This window comes from Streptomyces sp. NPDC026672, from assembly GCF_040638185.1.
GTDB lineage: Bacteria > Actinomycetota > Actinomycetes > Streptomycetales > Streptomycetaceae > Streptomyces.
The window spans coordinates 190,094-208,819 of the sequence record NZ_JBEZXS010000009.1 but is presented as its reverse complement, the minus strand read 5'-3'; the positions used below and the strand labels follow the sequence as shown (position 1 = coordinate 208,819).

The following is an 18,726-nucleotide window of genomic DNA, read 5'->3' as shown; positions in this document are numbered from 1 at the left end:
CGGCACCGCGCCCGTGCGCCGTAGAGTGAACCGGTGAACGGCGACTGGCTCATACGCGGCCGCGACGGCCGCCTCAGCGTCTATCTCCTCTCCGGCGAGGCCGTCCTGTGCCGGGCGGAACGTTCGCCCGGCGGCCCCTGGACCGCCCCCCGCAAGGTCGGCGGCGACCAGCGGCTGCACGACGTCCTCGCCCTCGGCCGCGGCGCCGACGGCTACGCCCACCTCGTCTCCTGGCGGCCCACCGTCCGGAACGAGTCGGGCATCGTGCACTCCACCCACTTCCGCCCGCTGCTCGCCGCCCTGGACTGGGACCCGGTCGGCCACCCGGACCGGACCGGCGGCCGCACCGGCACGCCCGCCGTCGCCGTCGACGCCCAGGGCCGCGCCCATCTCTTCGTGCGCAACAAGGCCGGCGGCGTCAGCATGCTCGCCCAGAAGGAGAAGGGCGGCTGGGGCCCCTGGCGCGACCTCAAGGGCCGCGACGTCCAGGAGGAACCGGTGGCGGTCACGGGGGAGTCCGGGCTCGTCGAGGCGTACGCGGCCGTGCGCGGGGCCGTCCTGCACTGGCGCCAGGAGGAGCCCGGCGCCCAGCCCGTCCTGGAGGAGGCCATGGAGGCCCCGGTCCGGACCGGCACCCTGTACGCCCTCGCCACGTCCGCCGGGAGCACCACGCTCTTCTACACCGACACCTCGGGCGACGTGTGCGCCTGGCGCCCCGGCGGCAAGCCCGTCACCGTGCTCCCCGCCGCCGGACCCGGCCCGGTGGCCGCCGTGCGCTGCGAACTCGACGGCCACGACTGCACCCTGCTCGCCCAGCGCTCCGCCGCCGGCCGGGTCGCCTTCGCGGCCTATCCGACCGAACAGGAGACGGCGGGCGCCTGGTGGGCCGAGTCGGGACCCCGACTGCCCCCGGACGCCGTGGTGGGCCTCGCGCTCGACGAGGAGGAGCGGGTGGTGGCGGCGACCCTGTCCCCGTCGACCGGACAACTGCTCGTCACCCGCCGCAAGGACGAGCCCGGTCTGGCCCTGGAGGCATGGCGCGAGGTGTGAGTGCGCCATGATGGCGGACGTGGACACCGAGACACTCGTCGACGCCTGGCGGCGTCTGCTCAGCGGTTCAGGGAAATCGTGGGTGCTCTTCGAGCACGGCACCTGTGTGGTCCTCGACAACCCGCCCGGCGACCTCGCCGAGCGGGCGAAGGACATCCTGCGGGAGTACGGGCCCGTCCACGTGGCCACGTCCTCCGGCGACTTCCGGGTGCTCGAACTCAAGAACGGCGCGGGCTGGCTGGTGACCGGGCACCACCCGGACGTCGTCACCTTCGTCCCGCTCGACGAACCCGCCGAGCCCACCCACCTCGCCGTCGGCATCCACGGCCGGGGCAAGCGGCACGAGGACGGCACGGAGCTGAACGCCGTTCACGTCGAGGACGCCCGCTGACACACCGGTGCCCGGCCCGCCCCGGGGGCGGACCGGGCACCGTGCGCCGGCCGGGACCGGTTACGCCGGGACGCTCGCCACGCCCGGGGCGAGGAACGGCTTGCCGTTCACCCGCTCCGCGACGCCCTCGCGGTCCAGGTACGGCGTGATGCCGCCCAGGTGGAAGGGCCAGCCCGCGCCCGTGATCAGGCACAGGTCGATGTCCTGGGCCTCGGCGACCACACCCTCGTCGAGCATGAGCCCGATCTCCTGCGCCACCGCGTCCAGCACCCGCGCCCGCACCTGTTCCTCGGTCAGGACGCTGTCGCCCTGCTCAAGGAGCGCGGCGACCTCCGGGTCCAGCTCCGGCCTGCCGCTGTCGTAGACGTAGAAGCCGCGCTTGCCCGCCTCGACGACCGCCTTGAGGTTGCGGGAGACCGTGAAGCGGTCGGGGAAGGCCCGGTTGAGGGTCTCCGACACGTGCAGGCCGATGGCCGGGCCGACCAGTTCGAGCAGCACCAGCGGGGACATCGGCAGCCCGAGCGGCTCGACGGCCCGCTCGGCGACGGCGACCGGGGTGCCCTCGTCGATGACGTTCTGGATCTCGCCCATGAAGCGGGTGAGGATGCGGTTCACGACGAACGCCGGGGCGTCCTTGACCAGGACCGCGGTCTTCTTCAGCTTCTTGGCCACGGCGAACGCGGTCGCGAGCGAGGCGTCGTCCGTCTCCTCGCCGCGCACGATCTCCAGCAGCGGGAGGACGGCGACCGGGTTGAAGAAGTGGAAGCCCACGACCCGCTCGGGGTGCTCGAGCTTCGACGCCATCTCCGTCACCGACAGCGAGGAGGTGTTGGTCGCGAGGATCGCGTGCGCCGGGGCGACCGCCTCGACCTCCGCGAACACCTGCTGCTTGACGCCGATCTCCTCGAACACGGCCTCGATCACGAAGTCGGCGTCCGCGAAGCCCTCGGCCTTGTCCAGGACACCGGTGACCAGCGCCTTGAGGCGGTTGGCCTTGTCCTGGCCGATCCGGCCCTTGCCGAGCAGCTTGTCGATCTCGGAGTGGACGTAGCCCACACCCTTGTCCACGCGCTCCTGGTCGATGTCGGTCAGCACGACCGGCACCTCCAGACGGCGCAGGAACAGCAGGGCGAGCTGCGAGGCCATCAGACCGGCGCCGACGACACCGACCTTGGTGACCGGCCGCGCCAGGCTCTTGTCCGGGGCGCCCGCGGGTCGCTTGCCGCGCTTCTGCACGAGGTTGAACGCGTAGATGCCGGCGCGCAGTTCACCGCCCATGATGAGGTCGGCGAGGGCCTGGTCCTCGGCGTCGAAGCCGCGCTGGAGGTCGCCGTCCTTGGCGGCGGCGATGATGTCCAGGGCGCGGTAGGCGGCCGGGGCGGCGCCGTGCACCTTGCCGTCGGCGAGGAAGCGGCCCTTGGCGACGGCCTCGTCCCAGCCCTCGCCGCGGTCGATCGCCGGGCGCTCGACGGTGATCTCGCCCTTGAGCACCTGGGCCGTCCAGACCAGCGAGCGCTCCAGGAAGTCGGCGCCCTCGAAGATCGCGTCCGCGATCCCGAGGTCGTACACCTGCCGGCCCTTGAGCTGCTTGTTCTGGTTGAGGCTGTTCTCGATGACGACCGAGACGGCCTTCTCGGCGCCGATCAGGTTCGGCAGCAGGGTGCAGCCGCCCCAGCCGGGCACCAGGCCGAGGAACACCTCGGGCAGGGAGAACGCCGGGATCGCCGCGGAGACGGTCCGGTAGGAGCAGTGCAGGCCGACCTCGACGCCGCCGCCCATGGCCGCGCCGTTGTAGTAGGCGAAGGTCGGGACGGCCAGCTTCGACAGGCGCTTGAAGACCTCGTGGCCGCCCCTGCCGATGGCGAGCGCGTCCTTGTGCTCCTTCAGCAGTTCGACGCCCTTGAGGTCGGCGCCGACGGCGAAGATGAACGGCTTGCCGGTGATGCCGACGCCGACGACGTCACCGGCCGCGGCCTCCGCCTCGACCTGGTCGATCGCCGCGTCGAGGTTGGCCAGCGAGGCCGGTCCGAAGGTGGTCGGCCTGGTGTGGTCGAGGCCGTTGTCCAGGGTGATGAGCGCGAAGCGGCCCGCGCCGTACGGCAGGTCGAGGTGGCGTACGTGCGCCGACGTCACGACCTCGTCGGGGAACAGCTCGGCCGCGCCCTTCAGGAGCTCGGTGGTGGTGCTCACTTGTCCCCCTCGAAGTGCGGGTTCTCCCAGACGACGGTCGCGCCCATGCCGAAGCCGACGCACATGGTGGTCAGGCCGTAGCGGACGTGCGGGTGCTCCTCGAACTGGCGGGCCAGCTGTGTCATGAGCCGGACGCCGGAGGAGGCCAGCGGGTGGCCGAAGGCGATGGCGCCGCCGTACTGGTTGACGCGCTCGTCGTCGTCCGCGATGCCGTAGTGGTCGAGGAAGGCCAGCACCTGGACGGCGAACGCCTCGTTGATCTCGAACAGGCCGATGTCGGAGATGGACAGGCCCGCCTTGGCGAGGGCCTTCTCCGTCGCCGGGATCGGGCCGTAGCCCATGACCTCCGGCTCGACGCCCGCGAAGGCGTAGGAGACCAGGCGCATCCTGACCGGCAGGCCGTTCTCGCGCGCGAAGTCCTCGCTCGCGATGATCGACGCGGTGGCGCCGTCGTTGAGACCGGCCGCGTTGCCCGCGGTGACCCGGCCGTGCACCCGGAACGGCGTCTTGAGGCCGGCCAGGTTCTCCAGGGTGGTGCCCGGACGCATCGGCTCGTCGGCGGTGACCAGGCCCCAGCCGGTCTCACCGGCCCCCGCGTCGGTGCGGCGCACGGAGATCGGCACCAGGTCCTGCTGGATCCTGCCGTTGGCGTACGCCTTGGCGGCCTTCTCCTGCGAGCGCACCGCGTACTCGTCGGCGCGCAGCTTCGTCAGATGCGGGAAGCGGTCGTGCAGGTTCTCCGCGGTCATGCCCATGAACAGGGCGGACTCGTCGACCAGCTTCTCGCTGACGAACCGCGGGTGGGGGTCCACGCCCTCGCCCATCGGGTGGCGGCCCATGTGCTCGACGCCGCCGGCGATGACGGCGTCGTACGCGCCGAACGCGATCGAACCGGCCGTGGTGGTCACGGCGGTCAGCGCGCCTGCGCACATCCGGTCGATGGAGTAGCCGGGCACCGACTGCGGCAGACCGGCGAGGATGCCCGCCGTCCGTCCCAGGGTGAGGCCCTGGTCACCGATCTGGGTGGTCGCGGCGACGGCGACCTCGTCGATCTTCTTCGGGTCCAGACCGGGGTTGCGGCGCAGCAGCTCCCGGATCGCCTTCACGACGAGGTCGTCGGCGCGGGTCTCGTGGTAGACGCCCTTCGGGCCCGCCTTGCCGAACGGGGTACGGACGCCGTCGACGAAAACGACGTCCCTGACGGTACGAGGCACGATGGCTCTCCTCCAGGGTGCGGGGCGCTGAGCGCTTGCTTAAGCCCATGCTACTTATGAGTAACGTAGCTGCCCACCCCAGAAGAAGCGAGCGGCGAACGTCACACTCCCGCGTCCCCGGATCTTGGCGCAATCCCGTCGTCCACCACGGCGACGCGGCCACCGCGCGGCGCACCCGGCGACGACGGTCAGACCTCGGTGACGGCCAGCGCCGAATCGAGCACGGGCGTGACCAGCTCGATCTGCCAGGGTCGCGCCCCGTACCCGGCGAGCGCCGCCTCCACGGACTCGGCGGACACCGACTTCGGCGGCTCCCAGCACACCCGCCGCACGGTGTCGGGGGCGATCAGGTTTTCCTGCGGCATGTTCAGCCGTTCCGCCAGCGCCGACACCCCGGCCCGCGCCGCGGACAGCCGGGCCGCCGCGACCGGGTCCTTGTCGGCCCACGCGCGGGGCGGCGGCGGTCCCGTGACGGCCTGGCCCGGCTGGGGCAGCCCGGACTCCGGCAACGCCTTCGCCCGGTCCACGGCCGCCTGCCACTGCTCCAGCTGCCGCCGGCCCGTCCGGTGCCCGAACCCGTTCAGCGCGGCCAGCGCGTGCACGTTGGCGGGGAGGGCGAGCGCCGCCTCCACGATCGCCGCGTCGGAGAGCACCTTGCCCGGCGACACGTCCCGCCGCTGGGCGATCCGGTCCCGGGTCTGCCACAGCTCGCGCACCACGCCGAGCTGCCGGCGCCGGCGCACCTTGTGCATCCCGGACGTACGGCGCCAGGGGTCCTTGCGGGGCTCGGCCGGGGGCGCCGAGGCGATCGCGTCGAACTCCTGCCGGGCCCACTCCAGCTTGCCCTGCCGGTCCAGCTCCTTCTCCAGGGCGTCCCGCAGGTCGACGAGGAGTTCGACGTCGAGGGCGGCGTAGCGCAGCCAGGGCTCGGGCAGCGGCCGGGTCGACCAGTCGACGGCGGAGTGGCCCTTCTCCAGCACGAAGCCGAGCACGCTCTCCACCATGGCGCCGAGGCCCACGCGGGGGAACCCGGCGAGCCGCCCCGCCAGCTCGGTGTCGAACAGGCGGGCCGGCAGCATGCCTATCTCGCGCAGACAGGGCAGGTCCTGGGTGGCGGCGTGCAGCACCCACTCGGCGTCGGACAGCGCTTCGCCGAGGCCGGACAGGTCGGGGCAGGCGACGGGGTCGATCAGCGCGGTGCCCGCTCCGGCGCGGCGCAGCTGCACGAGGTAGGCCCGCTGGCCGTAGCGGTATCCGGAGGCGCGTTCGGCGTCGACGGCGACGGGGCCGGAACCGCCGGCGAAGGCGGCGATCGTCTCCGCGAGGGCGGCCGCGTCGGCGATCACGGGCGGAATGCCCTCGCGCGGTTCGAGCAAGGGGACCGGTGCCGCTTCCGCAGGAGTTCCGCCGTCGTCCGGAGGGGTCCCTCCGGTGGTGCGCAGGGGGCTGTCTGCTGCGGTCTCTTGGGCGTCGGTCACCTGTCAAGGGTATCCGTGTATGGAGAGCGCCCGTCGACGGAACGTTCCGTCGACGGGCGTCAGGGGGTCGTAAACCAGTCAGGCTGGTGAAACCACTCGTTCACATGAGTGAATGATCAAGGCTGTCGTCAGTGGATGATTCCGGTCCGCAGGGCCACGGCGACCATACCGGCCCGGTCGCCGGTGCCGAGTTTGCGGGCGATGCGGGCGAGGTGGCTCTTGACGGTCAGTGCGGACAGGCCCATGGAGACGCCGATGGCCTTGTTCGACTGGCCCTCCGCGACCAGTCGCAGGACCTCGACCTCACGGCCGGACAGTTCTCGGTAACCGCCCGGGTGGCTCGGGGCGCCCGGGGGGCGGCGGTGCATACGGGCGGCGGCGCCGATGGGGGTGGCGCCCGGGCGGGTGGGGAGTCCGATGTTGGTACGGGTGCCGGTGACGACGTAGCCCTTCACCCCGCCCGCGAGGGCGTTGCGCACGGCACCGATGTCGTCGGCGGCCGACAGTGCGAGGCCGTTGGGCCAGCCGGCGGCGCGGGTCTCGGACAGAAGGGTCAGGCCGGAACCGTCCGGCAGGTGGACGTCGGCGACACAGATGTCGCGGGGGTTGCCGATGCGGGGACGAGCCTCCGCGACGGACGAGGCCTCGATGACATCGCGCACGCCGAGCGCCCACAGATGGCGGGTGACGGTGGAACGCACGCGCGGGTCGGCCACGACCACCATGGCGGTCGGCTTGTTCGGGCGGTAGGCGACCAGGCTTGCGGGCTGCTCGAGGAGAACGGACACCAGGCCTCCTGGGGTGCGGGACGGGGCCGGCTCTGGGGATGAAGCCGGGACGAACCGTGCTTTCAAGGTCACAGTCGTCTTCGGCAGCAAACCTCTGCGCCTTTAGAGAATGATCACGATCTGGTGAGTAACAATCCGTGCAATTCGGACACGCGATCGATCATCCGAAGATCGAGTCGGTTCACCCGGGTTCGCTAACGGGATCGAAAGTGGCCGTATCGACAAAGAGAGTCGATCAGATGATGATCAACCGGTCCGTACGCCGGTCACCGCGTCCGGCGGCGCCCGTCAGCGCGTCTGCGGCCCCCGGCGCTGCGGCAGCGTGACCACCGACGCGTCCCCCGGAGCGGCCGGCGGCAGCCCCGCGACCTGTGCCAGCAGATCGCACCAGGCGGCCAGGTGCCCCGCCGCGTCCGGGACCCCGCCCAGACCCTCGCGCGGCGTCCAGGACGCGCGGATCTCGATCTGCGAGGCCGCCGGACGCTCCGACAGCCCGCCGAAGTAGTGCGAACTCGCCCGCGTCACCGTGCCGCTGGGCTCGCCGCACGACAGCCCGCGCGCCTGGAGCGCGCCCGTCAGCCACGACCAGCACACCTCGGGCAGCAGCGGATCGGCCGCCATCTCCGGCTCCAGCTCCGCGCGCACCAGCGTCACCAGACGGAACGTTCCGCGCCAGGCGTCGTGCCCCGCCGGGTCGTGCAGCATGATCAGCCGGCCGTCGGCCAGGTCCTGGTCGCCGTCGACGACCGCCGCCTCCAGCGCGTAGGCGAACGGGGCGAGCCGCTGGGGGGCGGGTGTCGGTTCCACCTCGATCTGCGGCCTCAGCCGCGCGTGCCGCAACGCCTCGACCGCGGCCCCGAAGGCCGGCGGGGCCGAACCGTCCGTATGCCGCTCCGCCTCCCCGGCCTCCTTCGCGTCGTCCATTCCGCCAGCGCCGTCCGACAGTCGTCCCTGAGCCGCAGCCATGCGGGGAAGATTAAGGGGAACGGGGCCTTCGCGCAGGGAGAGACACCACCAAGGGGGCGGTCGGATCGGGTTCGTCGGCGTGGGAGACTTGCGCGCGTGAGTGCCAACCCCCGCCCCACGGGCCAGCAGCCGACCGCCACGCACGACTCCGCCTTCCTCAGGGCCTGCCGTCGCGAACCCGTGCCGCACACTCCCGTGTGGTTCATGCGGCAGGCCGGGCGCTCACTGCCGGAGTACCGCAAGGTCCGCGAGGGCATCCCGATGCTCGAGTCCTGCATGCGGCCCGAGCTCGTCACCGAGATCACCCTCCAGCCCGTGCGCAGGCACAACGTGGACGCGGCGATCTACTACAGCGACATCGTCGTCCCGCTCAAGGCCATCGGCCTCGACCTCGACATCAAGCCCGGCGTCGGACCGGTCGTCGAGGAGCCGATCCGCACCCGCGCCGACCTCGCCCGGCTGCGCGACCTCACCCCCGAGGACGTCTCGTACGTCACGGAGGCCGTCGGCCTGCTCACCCGCGAGCTCGGGGCGACCCCGCTCATCGGCTTCGCCGGCGCCCCGTTCACCCTGGCCAGCTATCTCGTCGAGGGCGGCCCGTCGCGGACGTACGAGAACGCCAAGGCGATGATGTACGGCGACCCCGAGCTGTGGGCCGACCTGCTCGACCGGCTCGCCGACATCACCGCCGCCTTCCTCAAGGTGCAGATCGAGGCCGGCGCGAGCGCCGTCCAGCTCTTCGACTCCTGGGTCGGCGCCCTCGCCCCCGCCGACTACCGCCGCTCGGTCATGCCGGCCTCCGCGAAGGTCCTGGAGGCCGTCGCCGGGTACGGCGTGCCGCGCATCCACTTCGGCGTCGGCTCCGGCGAGTTGCTGGGCCTGATGGGCGAGGCCGGCGCGGACGTCGTCGGCGTCGACTGGCGCGTCCCGCTCGACGAGGCCGCCCGCCGGGTCGGCCCCGGCCGGGCGCTCCAGGGCAACCTCGACCCGACGGTGCTGTTCTCCACCACCGAGGCCGTCGAGGAGAAGACGCGCGAGGTGCTGGACGCGGCGGCGGGCCTGGAGGGCCACGTCTTCAACCTCGGCCACGGCGTGCTGCCCACCACCGACCCCGACGCCCTCACCCGGCTCGTGGAGCACGTGCACACGCACACCGCGCGCTGACCCTCACCAGGTGTGCCGGGGCCGGGCCTGCCTGCCGAACAGGAGGCGCCGCGGCTCCGGCGGGGGCGGTGTGCCGGGGCGCAGCGGCAGCGCGAGGAGCATCCCGGCGACGAAGCCGACGACGTGCGCCGCGTACGCCACGGTGCCGGTGCCCCCGACGCCGTGCCCGGAGGAGTAGACGGCCTGGAGCGCGAACCAGAAGCCCAGCACCATCCAGGCCGGCAGCCGCAGCGGCAGGAAGACCAGGAACGGCACCAGCACCCACACGCGGGCCCGCGGGTACAGCACCAGATAGGCGCCCAGCACCCCCGCGATCGCGCCGGACGCGCCGATGAGCGGGTCGCCCGAGCCGGCGTTGAGGACCGCGAAGCCGTACCCGGCCGCGTAGCCGCACACGACGTAGAACAGCAGATAGCGGACGTGTCCCATGCGGTCCTCGACATTGTTGCCGAAGATCAGCAGGAACAGCATGTTCCCCAGCAGGTGCAGCCAGCCGCCGTGCACGAACATCGACGTGAGCACCGACAGCGGCGGCGACTTGTCGTAGTCCGGCGGGCCCACCACGCACCCCGGACCCTGCGGGCCGAGGCCGACCTCGCCCGTCGGCACCGCGCGCGGCAGCTGATGGTGGATCAGCTCCCTGGGCACCGCGGCGTAGTGGTCGAGGAACGCCTGGAGGTGGCACAGCTGCGCGAGGTGACTGCTCTCGCCCACGGCGCCGGCGATGCCGGGCGTGAACAGGAACACGAGCACGTTGGCACCGATGAGCGCGTACGTCACCCACGGCGTACGCCGTACCGGGTTCACGTCATGGACGGGGATCACCACACAGGAGTAGTGCCCCCGAAACGCCTCGTGAACCGGTGAACAGGACCGGGTCGGCCCCCGTATCTCACCTCAACCGACGTGAGGACAGGCGATGAACGACCGAGGTACTCCTCAGACTTCCCCCGCGATGCAGGCCCTGCCCGACGGCGAGGCGGAGCTGTCCCTGGTGGTGCGGCTGCCCTGGGAGGACGTCGCGCGGCTCGGCCAGGAGGCCGGACGGCTGGCCGCGCAGTTGCAGCGACCGGTCACCCTCGACGAGGCGGTCGGCCACCGGCTGCGGTCCGTGCGCCCCACGGCCACCCACGCCAGGGCCGCCGTCGAGCAGACCGCGGCGGCGGCCTCTTCCTCCTCCGGCGCGGCGGCCGTGACGTCCAGCGCCTCGGTGGCGTCGCTGCCGCGCATCAGCGGGACCGCCTAGGAGCCTGCCGGGGCGGTCCGGGCGGTCCGTGCGGTTCTCAGTGTGTCTCCCGCACCTTCGCCGTCGCCTTGCGGGCCGCCACCAGGACGGGGTCCCACACCGGGGAGAACGGGGGCGCGTAGCCCAGGTCCAGCGAGGTCATCTGTTCCACCGTCATCTTGGCGGTCAGCGCGACCGCCGCGATGTCGACGCGTTTCGCCGCACCCTCCCTGCCGACGATCTGCACGCCCAGCAGCCGTCCGGTGCGGCGTTCCGCGAGCATCTTGACGGTCATGGGGGAGGCGCCGGGGTAGTAGCCCGCGCGGCTCGTCGACTCGATGGTGACCGTCTCGAACTGCAGGCCCACCCTGCGCGCGTCCTTCTCCCGCAGTCCCGTGCGCGCGATCTCCAGGTCGCAGACCTTGCTCACCGCGGTGCCGACCACGCCGGGGAAGACCGCGTACCCGCCGCCCGCGTTGGTCCCGATGACCTGGCCGTGCTTGTTGGCGTGCGTGCCCAGCGCGATGTGCCGCTCCTGCCCGGACACCAGGTCCAGGACCTCCACGCAGTCCCCGCCCGCCCAGATGTCCTCGTGTCCGCGCACCCGCATCGCGAGGTCGGTCAGCAGCCCGCCGTGGGCGCCCAGCGGCAGGCCCGCCGCCCGCGCGAGCTCCGTCCGGGGCCGCACCCCGATGCCGAGCACGACCACGTCCGCCGGGTACTCGGCGTCCTCCGTCGCCACCGCCCGCACCCGGCCCTCCGGCCCGGTCAGCACCTTGGTGACCTCGGCGTCGTCGACCATCGTGATGCCCATGCCCGACATCGCCTCGCGCACCAGCCGGCCCATGTCCGGGTCGAGCGTGGCCATCGGCTCGCTGCCGCGGTTGACCACCGTCACCTCGTACCCGCGGTTCACCAGCGCCTCGGCCATCTCGACGCCGATGTACCCCGCGCCCACGACGACAGCCCGCCGGGCCCGCGTGCGGTCCAGCGAGTCCAGCAGCGCCTGCCCGTCGTCCAGGGTCTGCACCCCGTGCACACCGGGCGCGTCCACGCCCGGCATGTCCGGACGGACCGGCACCGCACCGGTCGCGATCACGAGCTTGTCGTACGGCGTCCAGGACTCCGCCCCGGAGTCGACGTGCCGGGCGCGCACCCGCCGCCCCGGTACGTCGATCTCCACGACCTCCGTGCGCATCCGCACGTCGATGTCCCGCGCGTGGTGCTCCTCGGGCGTCCGGGCGATCAGTTGATCGCGCTCGGCGACGTCGCCGCCCACCCAGTACGGGATGCCGCACGCCGAGTACGAGGTGAAGTGGCCGCGCTCGAACGCCACGATCTCCAGCTCGTCGGGCCCGCGCATCCGCCGGGCCTGTGACGCCGCGGACATCCCCGCGGCGTCACCGCCGATCACGACCAGTCGCTCCACCGCACCCCGCCCGTCGCTCATGCCCATGCGAACACGCTACGGGCCCCGGGCATTTCGAGCCCGCTCGGTCCGTGCCGCCGGACGCCTCGCGCGGTGCTCCTTCGACGCGGGAAGGGTGCGGGACGTCGGCGGCGGACCGTACCGATGAGGTCACGGTCACAACGCGATGGGGCCACATGGCCCTGGCCCGGCCGTCGGTGGCGTCTGAGAAGGTGGAACCCATGAGCGCACAACCCACGGCCACGAGCCATGTTGTCGTCGTAGGAGCCGGAGTCGCGGGACTCGCGGCCGCCCACCGCCTGCTCGGGCGAGGAGCGCGCGTCACCGTCGTCGAGGCGGCCGACCGGGTCGGCGGCAAGCTCCTGCCGGGCGAGATCGCGGGCGTCCGCGTCGACCTCGGCGCCGAGTCGATGCTCGCCCGCCGCCCCGAGGCGGTGACCCTGGCCCGCGAGGTGGGCCTGGGCGACTTCCTCCAGCCGCCGGTGACCGCGTCCGCGTCGATCTGGACCCGCGGCGCCCTGCGCCCCATGCCCAAGGGCCATGTGATGGGTGTGCCGGGCACGGCCGCCGCCCTGGCAGGGGTGCTGTCCGACGAGGGACTGGCCCGCGTCGAGCACGACGCCGAGCTGCCGCGCACCGAGATCGGCGACGACGTGGCGGTGGGGGAGTACGTGGCGGCCCGGCTCGGCCGCGAGGTAGTCGACCGGCTCGTCGAGCCCCTGCTGGGCGGGGTCTACGCGGGAGACGCGTACCGCATCTCGATGCGCTCCGCCGTTCCCCAGCTGTTCGAGGCGGCGCGCGCGCACGACTCGCTCACCGAGGCCGTCCGCGACATCCAGGCGAAGGCCGCCGCCGCACAGCAGACAGGACCGGTGTTCCTCGGCATCGCCGGCGGTATCGGCCGGCTGCCGGTCGCCGTCGCGGAGTCGGTGCGGGCGCGCGGCGGCGAGATCCTGACCGGGACCCCGGTCACGGCGCTGCGCCGCGAGGCGGACGGCGGCTGGCGGGTCGTCGCGGGCGAGCGGGTGCTGCACGCGGACGCCGTGGTGGTCGCCGTACCCGCCCCGGCCGCCGCCCGGCTCCTCGACGCCGAGTCCCCGGAGGCCGCCGCGGCCCTGCGCACCGTCGAGTACGCGTCGATGGCGCTGGTCACCCTCGCCTACCGCCGCGCCGACACCGCCCTGCCCGACGGCAGCGGCTTCCTCGTCCCGCCCGTCGACGGCCACACGATCAAGGCGTCCACGTTCGCCTCCCGCAAGTGGAGCTGGATCGCCGACGAGGACCCGGACGTCGTCGTGCTGCGCACCTCGGTGGGCCGCTACGGCGAGACGGAGATCCTGGGCCGCGAGGACACCGCACTGGTCGACGCCTCCCGGCGCGACCTGCGGGCCGCCACCGGGCTCGACGCGGTCCCGCTGGAGACCCGCGTCACCCGCTGGGACGACGGCCTGCCCCAGTACCCGGTCGGCCACCACGCGCGCGTGGCCCGCATCCGCGAGCACGTCGCCAAACTGCCGGGCCTCGCGGTGTGCGGGGCGCAGTACGACGGGGTCGGCATCCCGGCGTGCATCGCGAGCGCGTACGCCGCGGTCGACGGACTCGCCGGCGACGAGAGCGGCACGCTGGAGCTGACCGCCCACCCGGTGCAGAGTCTGCACGGAGGAGCAGGAGAATGAGGGACATGAGTGACGACGCCCCCACCAACGAGTCCGGCAAGGTCCCCCACCGGGGCAAGCTGGCCAAGGACCTCAACGAGGTCATCCGCTACACCCTGTGGTCCGTCTTCAGGCTGAAGGACGCGCTGCCCGAGGACCGCGCGGGTTACGCGGACGAGGTCCAGGAGCTGTTCGACCAGCTCGCGGCCAAGGACGTCACGGTCCGCGGCACCTACGACGTCTCGGGGCTGCGCGCCGACGCGGACCTGATGATCTGGTGGCACGCGGAGACCGCGGACGCGCTCCAGGAGGCGTGCAACCTCTTCCGCCGCACCCGTCTCGGCCGCGCGCTGGAGCCGGTCTGGTCGAACATGGCGCTGCACCGGCCTGCCGAGTTCAACCGCTCGCACATCCCGGCGTTCCTCGCCGACGAGACCCCGCGCAACTACGTCAGCGTGTACCCGTTCGTGCGCTCCTACGACTGGTACCTGCTGCCGGACGAGGACCGCCGCCGGATGCTCGCCGACCACGGCAGGATGGCCCGCGGCTACCCGGACGTGCGCGCCAACACGGTCGCCTCGTTCTCGCTCGGCGACTACGAGTGGATCCTCGCCTTCGAGGCCGACGAACTGCACCGCATCGTCGACCTGATGCGCCACCTCCGCGGCTCGGAGGCCCGCCTCCACGTCCGCGAGGAGGTCCCCTTCTACACCGGCCGCCGCAAGGACGTGGCGGAACTGGTGGCGGGCCTCGCCTGACGGCGGGGCATCGTCGGGGATGTCAGGACCCGCCCCTCAGGGTGTCCCCCGGGACGCCCGGGACTCCTGGGGGGTGGGGTCCGCCGGTGCCCCCGGCCCGGGCGGCGGGCTGGAGGCGGCCGGCGGCAGTGGATAGGTGGGGTCGGGGGAGGGCGCGACCGGGACCGCCGCGGACGGGTCGACGACGGGCGGCACGGGCGCCGCGGGCGAGGGGGTCGAGGCCAGGTCGCGGGCCAGCCGGGCGAAGTCGACGTAGCCCGTGGCCTCCAGCACCTTGATGTGGTCCAGCACGGTGCTGTCGGCGTCGTCGGCCAGATCGCGCACCAGGGCGTTCTGGGTGCCCGCGCGGACCTGCGCGACGACGGTGAGCACCCGGCCGTGGGCGAGGCGCAGGATGTTCGCGAACCGCCGGTCGAAGTCCTCCCCGCGCGCCGCCTCCAGGGTGGCCAGCCACCGCTTCTGCTCGTCGTTCGGCTCGTCGGGCAGCGGCAGGCCGAGGCGCCCGGCGACCAGACGGACGTGCGCGTCCAGCGCGGTGTGCCCGTCGACGAGGTGCTGTCCCGCGGTGCGTACGGCCTCGGTGGTGCCCTTGCGCTCGGCGAGTTCGCCCGCGGGCAGTTCCCACAGGCCGGCCAGCCGGACCCGGGTGACGAAGTCGCGGTCCTGCTCGGACAGCGGGCCGTACTGGGTGGGCACGGTCGAGGAGTTGAGGACGTGGGCGTCGGCCGCCGACCGGTCGGCGACCCCGGACCGGTCGGCGTAGGACCAGATCGGGAAGATCAGCGCGAGGGCGGTCGCGGCGAGGGCGGCGACGAGGAGTCCGGTGCCGCTGAAGACTCCTCGGCCCTTGATCGGGGGGCGCGGTCGCATGGTGCCTCCTGCTCGGACACCGCACACCAAAGCGAACACATGGGTGCGGAGAGAGGCATATTACTCCGGGGTCGCCGGCCACCCCGTCCGTGCCCCCGCCCTCACCCCCTGCGCAGCAGCACCCTGCGCGCGGCCCGCGCGGCGCGTACGGCCGGCCGGCGCGAGTACGGCACCGGTCCCGAGCGTTCGCGCCACCACTCCCGCACCGCCCGGAGCGCGGCCGGGTCCGGGAGGGCCTCCGTACGCAGCAGGTGCTCGGCGAAGTCCAGGGCGTCGCGGCGGTGACCGCCGGTCAGCGGACGGCCGTGGGCGTAGGCGAGGAACGCGGGACGGTACCGCTCGCCCAGGATGTCCGGCAGTTCGGGCGCGACCCTGGCCACGACGTCCGCCCGCTTGGCGGCGAGAGCCCGTGCCTGCACGCCCATCCGCACCCGGTCGAAGCCCTCGGGCACGGGGGTCCCGGCGACCAGCGCGGACAGCACGACGGCCTCGGCGAGCCCGACCCGCTCCCGCCCACCCGGGGGGACGGCACCGGCGCCCTCGACGGCCTCGACGGCCTCGACGGCCTCGACGGCCTCGACGGCCTCGACGGCCTCCCCGGCCTCCCCGGCCTCTTCGGTCTGCGCGGTCTGTGTGGTCTGCGCGGCCTCTTCGGTCTGCGCGGTCTGGGCGGTCTGTGTGGTCTGGGCGGTCGCGCGGGCGGGCCGTGCCGCCCCCTTGGTGACCGCCTTCCGGATCTCCTTCAACTCCCTTTCCAGCTCGGCCGGTTCGGGGAAGTTCTCGTCGCGTTCCAGCAGCACCCCGGGCGGGGCGACCCGGGAGGACAGGTCGGTGAGGATGTCGAGGACCGGGCGCGGAACGGGGTGGGCGTGGGAGTCGTGCCACACGCCGTCCCGCTCGAACCCGCCCGCGACATGGACGTACGCGATGGCCTCCAGCGGCAGCGCCGCGAGCGCCTCTGCCGGGTCCTCGCCGCGGTTGACGTGGTTGGTGTGCAGGTTCGCCACGTCGATCAGCAGCCGTACGCCGGTCCGTTCGGCCAGTTCGTACAGGAACTGCCCCTCGGTCAGCTCCTCGTGGGGCCAGGAGATCAGCGCGGCGATGTTCTCCAGGGCGAGCGGCACCGGCAGCGCGTCCTGGGCGACGCGCACGTTCTCGCACAGCACGTCGAGGGCGTCCCTGGTGCGCGGCACGGGCAGCAGGTGGCCCGCCTCCAGCCGCGGCGAGGCGGTCAGCGGGCCGCCGGCGCGGACGAACGCGATGTGCTCGGTGACCAGCGGCGAGCCCAGCGCCTCCACCCGCTCGGCGAGCGCCGCGAGCCGTCCCGCGTCGGGCCGTTCGGCGCCGCCGAGACCCAGCGAGACGCCGTGCGGGACCACGGTCACCCCGCGCTCGCGCAGCCGCAGCAGCGACTCGGGCAGATGCCCGGGACACACGTTCTCCGCCACGGCCTCGACCCAGTCGACACCGGGCATGCGCTCCACGGCGTCCGCGATCTCCGGCCGCCAGCCGATCCCCGTCCCCAGTCGCCGCATCACCCGTCCCCCTCCGTGCCGTGCCGCCACCGTGGCGTGACGGGGGTATGGCCCGGCGGTCCGCCCCCGAACCCCGCGGCCGTCACCTTCAGAGCAACATTTGAGGTTGTGCACGAGCACGCGGGGCGAGGGCAGCGCCCCCGAAGGGGCGCGGGGAACCGCGCGACAGGCCACGACGACGCCGCGGCCGACGGACGACACACGACGGCCCTTCCGGCGGAGCCCTAACGCAGGGCCGGGTGGTCGGCGACGACCGTGCTGGACCCGGGGGCGATCTCCGTGAAGCCCGCGTCACGGACCAACGGCAGCCCGCTGCGGGTCAGTTCGGCCCACCGGGAGGGCTCGGCGGTGCGCACCGCGAGGGGGAAGCCGGCCTCGCGCCAGACGGTGCGCTCCTCGTCGGGCAGCTCCCACCAGGCGAGTTGGGCGCCGTGCCCGGCCTGCGCCATGGCCTTGCCCGCGGACATGCCGAGGTCCGGGTTGAGCCACAGCACCACCGCGCCGGGGTCGGCGTCGGCGGGCGGCTCCGGGTCGTCGAGGTCGGTGCCGGAGACCTGGAGCCGGGCCAGGTCCTTGGGCCAGCCGTCCAGCGGGACCGGCGGGAAGACCCGTACCTCGGCGGACTTGCCGGTGACCGTGATGCCGGGCAGCGCCTCCGCCCGCCGCCACTCGGCGCCGCGGGCCCGCCGCACCACCTTGCGGATCCGGGCGTCCTGCCAGTCGCGCATCACCCGCGCCCACTCGCCGTCCCCCACCGACCGGGCGTCGGCGAGCATCACGAGCACGGCCCGCGCCGCGGTCTCCAGCGCGTCCGTGCGGGCGGGCGGCGCGGCCCGCTCGATCCGGGCGACCAGGGGCAGCACGAACTGGGGGGCCTCGTCGCGCGCGGTGCGCTCGGACCGGAAGGGGCTGTCGCCCGCGGGCGTGGGAACGTCGTTCACAACAGCCCACCTTAAAGGGCACGTGAGAATACCCTCATGCGACATGATCTTCGGCTGGCCGGCGTGGGCCGCCGCTACGGCCCACGCGGCCCCTGGGTCTTACGCGGCGTCGACCTCACCGTCCGGCCCGGCACCCTGACCCGGATCCAGGGCGCGGCCGGCACCGGCAAGTCCACGCTCCTGCGGCTGGTGGCCGGGCTCGACACCCCGACCGAGGGCCGGATCACCGGCCGCCCCCGCACCGCGTACGTCCCCGAGCGCTTCCCCACGGCGCTGCCGTTCACCCCGTCCGCGCAACTCACCCGGCTCGGCGCCGCGCTCGGTCTGTCCCTGCCGACGGCGGCCCGGCGCGCGGCGGAGTGGCTGGAGCGGTTCGGCGCCCAGGTCCACGCGGCCACCCCCATCGCCCGGCTGTCCCGGGCGGGCGGCCAGCGGGTCGCGGTGGCGCAGGCGCTGTGCGTCGAGCCGGACCTGCTCGTGCTGGACGAGGCGTGGACCGGTCTGGACGCCGACACCGGGGCGGAGCTGGAACGGGCCGTCGCCGAGCGCACGGTGGAGGGCGGCGCCGTCGTCTTCGTGGACCGCGATCCGCGCCGGCTCGCGGGGGCGCCGGACGCCACGTACACCGTGACCGGGGGAGCGCTCGACCGCCGCACGGGGGAGGCGGGCGCGGCCGGCGTCCCGCTCGTGCTCGTCGAGGCGCGGAGGCCGGCGGGCGGGCGGCTGCCCGCCGGTCTCGTGCGGACCGTCGTCGCCGAGGAGGGCACCCCGGGCGTCCACCGGCTCACCGTCCCGGCGTCCCACTCCGACATCCTGCTCAGGGCCCTGCTGACGTCCCGGCCCCCGTGGCACGTCGTGGGCGTGCGCCCCTACGACGGGTGACGGCGCTCAGCCCGAGCAGGCGGTGCGCTGTGCCTCCTGCCACGCGCAGACCGGGCACAGCGTGATGCCCTTGTACGACTCCGGGTACTCCGTGGGCGCGCGGCACAGCACGCACTCCGCGTACGGCGGGCCCTCGGCCAGGGGCGGCCGGGGGACGTCGGTGCTCGTGCAGTGGTCCTCGTCGCTCATG

At 73.6% G+C, this 18,726-nt stretch carries 18 protein-coding genes; 7 read left to right on the top strand and 11 right to left on the bottom strand.

Features of this window, described 5'->3' with window-relative positions; genetic code table 11:
* Positions 1-33 precede the first annotated feature (33 nt).
* Both AB0F77_RS13465 and AB0F77_RS13460 read left to right on the top strand, forming a co-directional pair.
* Entirely contained in the window at positions 34-1,050 is a 1,017-nt protein-coding gene (locus tag AB0F77_RS13465; RefSeq protein ID WP_361946351.1) for a hypothetical protein, read from the top strand.
* 10 nt (positions 1,051-1,060) lie between these two features.
* The gene (locus tag AB0F77_RS13460; RefSeq protein WP_361946504.1) at positions 1,061-1,441 is read left to right on the top strand and encodes a hypothetical protein; all 381 of its coding nucleotides are present in this window, start codon (positions 1,061-1,063) and stop codon (positions 1,439-1,441) included.
* Positions 1,442-1,501: 60 nt separating this feature from the next.
* On the opposite strand, the gene AB0F77_RS13455 is transcribed toward AB0F77_RS13460, so the two are convergent.
* The 5 genes from AB0F77_RS13455 to AB0F77_RS13435 all read right to left on the bottom strand — a co-directional run bounded on the left by AB0F77_RS13455 (position 1,502) and on the right by AB0F77_RS13435 (position 8,077).
* Positions 1,502-3,631, bottom strand: coding sequence for a 3-hydroxyacyl-CoA dehydrogenase NAD-binding domain-containing protein (locus AB0F77_RS13455; RefSeq protein ID WP_361946348.1), 2,130 nt, complete (start codon positions 3,629-3,631; stop codon positions 1,502-1,504).
* On the bottom strand, positions 3,628-4,845 hold the full coding sequence (locus AB0F77_RS13450; protein WP_361946345.1) for an acetyl-CoA C-acyltransferase: 1,218 nt from the start codon (positions 4,843-4,845) through the stop codon (positions 3,628-3,630). The genes AB0F77_RS13455 and AB0F77_RS13450 overlap by 4 nt, the downstream gene beginning before the upstream one ends.
* 188 nt (positions 4,846-5,033) lie before the next feature.
* Entirely contained in the window at positions 5,034-6,323 is a 1,290-nt protein-coding gene (locus AB0F77_RS13445; RefSeq protein ID WP_361946342.1) for a ribonuclease D, read from the bottom strand.
* A gap of 128 nt (positions 6,324-6,451) precedes the next feature.
* Positions 6,452-7,111, bottom strand: a complete 660-nt coding sequence (locus AB0F77_RS13440) for a response regulator transcription factor (protein ID WP_361946339.1) — start codon at positions 7,109-7,111, stop codon at positions 6,452-6,454.
* A 288-nt stretch (positions 7,112-7,399) separates the two neighbouring features.
* Positions 7,400-8,077 carry a DUF3000 domain-containing protein gene (locus AB0F77_RS13435; RefSeq protein ID WP_361946336.1) on the bottom strand — a complete coding sequence of 226 codons (678 nt, stop codon included), beginning with the start codon at positions 8,075-8,077 and terminating at the stop codon, positions 7,400-7,402.
* A 96-nt stretch (positions 8,078-8,173) separates the two neighbouring features.
* Here AB0F77_RS13435 and hemE point away from each other — a divergent pair, with 96 nt between their 5' ends.
* Positions 8,174-9,241, top strand: a complete 1,068-nt coding sequence (gene hemE, locus AB0F77_RS13430; protein WP_361946334.1) for a uroporphyrinogen decarboxylase — start codon at positions 8,174-8,176, stop codon at positions 9,239-9,241.
* Positions 9,242-9,244: 3 nt separating this feature from the next.
* Here hemE and AB0F77_RS13425 read toward each other — a convergent pair whose 3' ends face one another.
* A complete protein-coding gene (locus AB0F77_RS13425; protein WP_361946331.1) occupies positions 9,245-10,069 on the bottom strand; it encodes a rhomboid family intramembrane serine protease in 825 nt (274 codons plus the stop codon).
* A gap of 91 nt (positions 10,070-10,160) precedes the next feature.
* On the opposite strand from AB0F77_RS13425, the gene AB0F77_RS13420 reads away from it, so the two are divergent.
* Positions 10,161-10,487 (top strand): hypothetical protein, encoded by a 327-nt coding sequence (locus AB0F77_RS13420; protein ID WP_361946328.1) that lies wholly within the window; start codon positions 10,161-10,163, stop codon positions 10,485-10,487.
* A gap of 37 nt (positions 10,488-10,524) precedes the next feature.
* Here the strand turns inward: AB0F77_RS13420 and AB0F77_RS13415 are convergent, their stop codons facing one another.
* A complete protein-coding gene (locus tag AB0F77_RS13415) occupies positions 10,525-11,922 on the bottom strand; it encodes an FAD-dependent oxidoreductase (protein WP_361946325.1) in 1,398 nt (465 codons plus the stop codon).
* 194 nt (positions 11,923-12,116) lie between these two features.
* Between AB0F77_RS13415 and hemG the strand changes: the two genes are divergently transcribed.
* Entirely contained in the window at positions 12,117-13,571 is a 1,455-nt protein-coding gene (gene hemG, locus AB0F77_RS13410) for a protoporphyrinogen oxidase (RefSeq protein WP_361946322.1), read from the top strand.
* A gap of 5 nt (positions 13,572-13,576) precedes the next feature.
* Positions 13,577-14,308: a hydrogen peroxide-dependent heme synthase gene (gene hemQ / locus AB0F77_RS13405; protein ID WP_361946319.1), complete on the top strand. Its 732-nt coding sequence runs from the start codon at positions 13,577-13,579 to the stop codon at positions 14,306-14,308.
* A 36-nt stretch (positions 14,309-14,344) separates the two neighbouring features.
* Here hemQ and AB0F77_RS13400 read toward each other — a convergent pair whose 3' ends face one another.
* The 3 genes from AB0F77_RS13400 to AB0F77_RS13390 form a co-directional block, all read right to left on the bottom strand.
* Positions 14,345-15,178: a DUF4142 domain-containing protein gene (locus tag AB0F77_RS13400; protein WP_361946316.1), complete on the bottom strand. Its 834-nt coding sequence runs from the start codon at positions 15,176-15,178 to the stop codon at positions 14,345-14,347.
* A 101-nt stretch (positions 15,179-15,279) separates the two neighbouring features.
* Entirely contained in the window at positions 15,280-16,713 is a 1,434-nt protein-coding gene (locus AB0F77_RS13395; RefSeq protein ID WP_361946313.1) for a DUF692 domain-containing protein, read from the bottom strand.
* A gap of 224 nt (positions 16,714-16,937) precedes the next feature.
* A complete protein-coding gene (locus tag AB0F77_RS13390) occupies positions 16,938-17,699 on the bottom strand; it encodes an aminoacyl-tRNA hydrolase (RefSeq protein ID WP_361946310.1) in 762 nt (253 codons plus the stop codon).
* Here AB0F77_RS13390 and AB0F77_RS13385 point away from each other — a divergent pair.
* Complete coding sequence (locus AB0F77_RS13385) at positions 17,691-18,536, top strand: ATP-binding cassette domain-containing protein (protein ID WP_361946307.1); 846 nt, start codon at positions 17,691-17,693, stop codon at positions 18,534-18,536. The two genes, AB0F77_RS13390 and AB0F77_RS13385, sit on opposite strands and share 9 nt — an antisense overlap.
* A 6-nt stretch (positions 18,537-18,542) precedes the next feature.
* On the opposite strand, the gene AB0F77_RS13380 is transcribed toward AB0F77_RS13385, so the two are convergent.
* Positions 18,543-18,725, bottom strand: a complete 183-nt coding sequence (locus AB0F77_RS13380) for a hypothetical protein (RefSeq protein WP_361946304.1) — start codon at positions 18,723-18,725, stop codon at positions 18,543-18,545.
* Position 18,726: the final 1 nt, after the last annotated feature.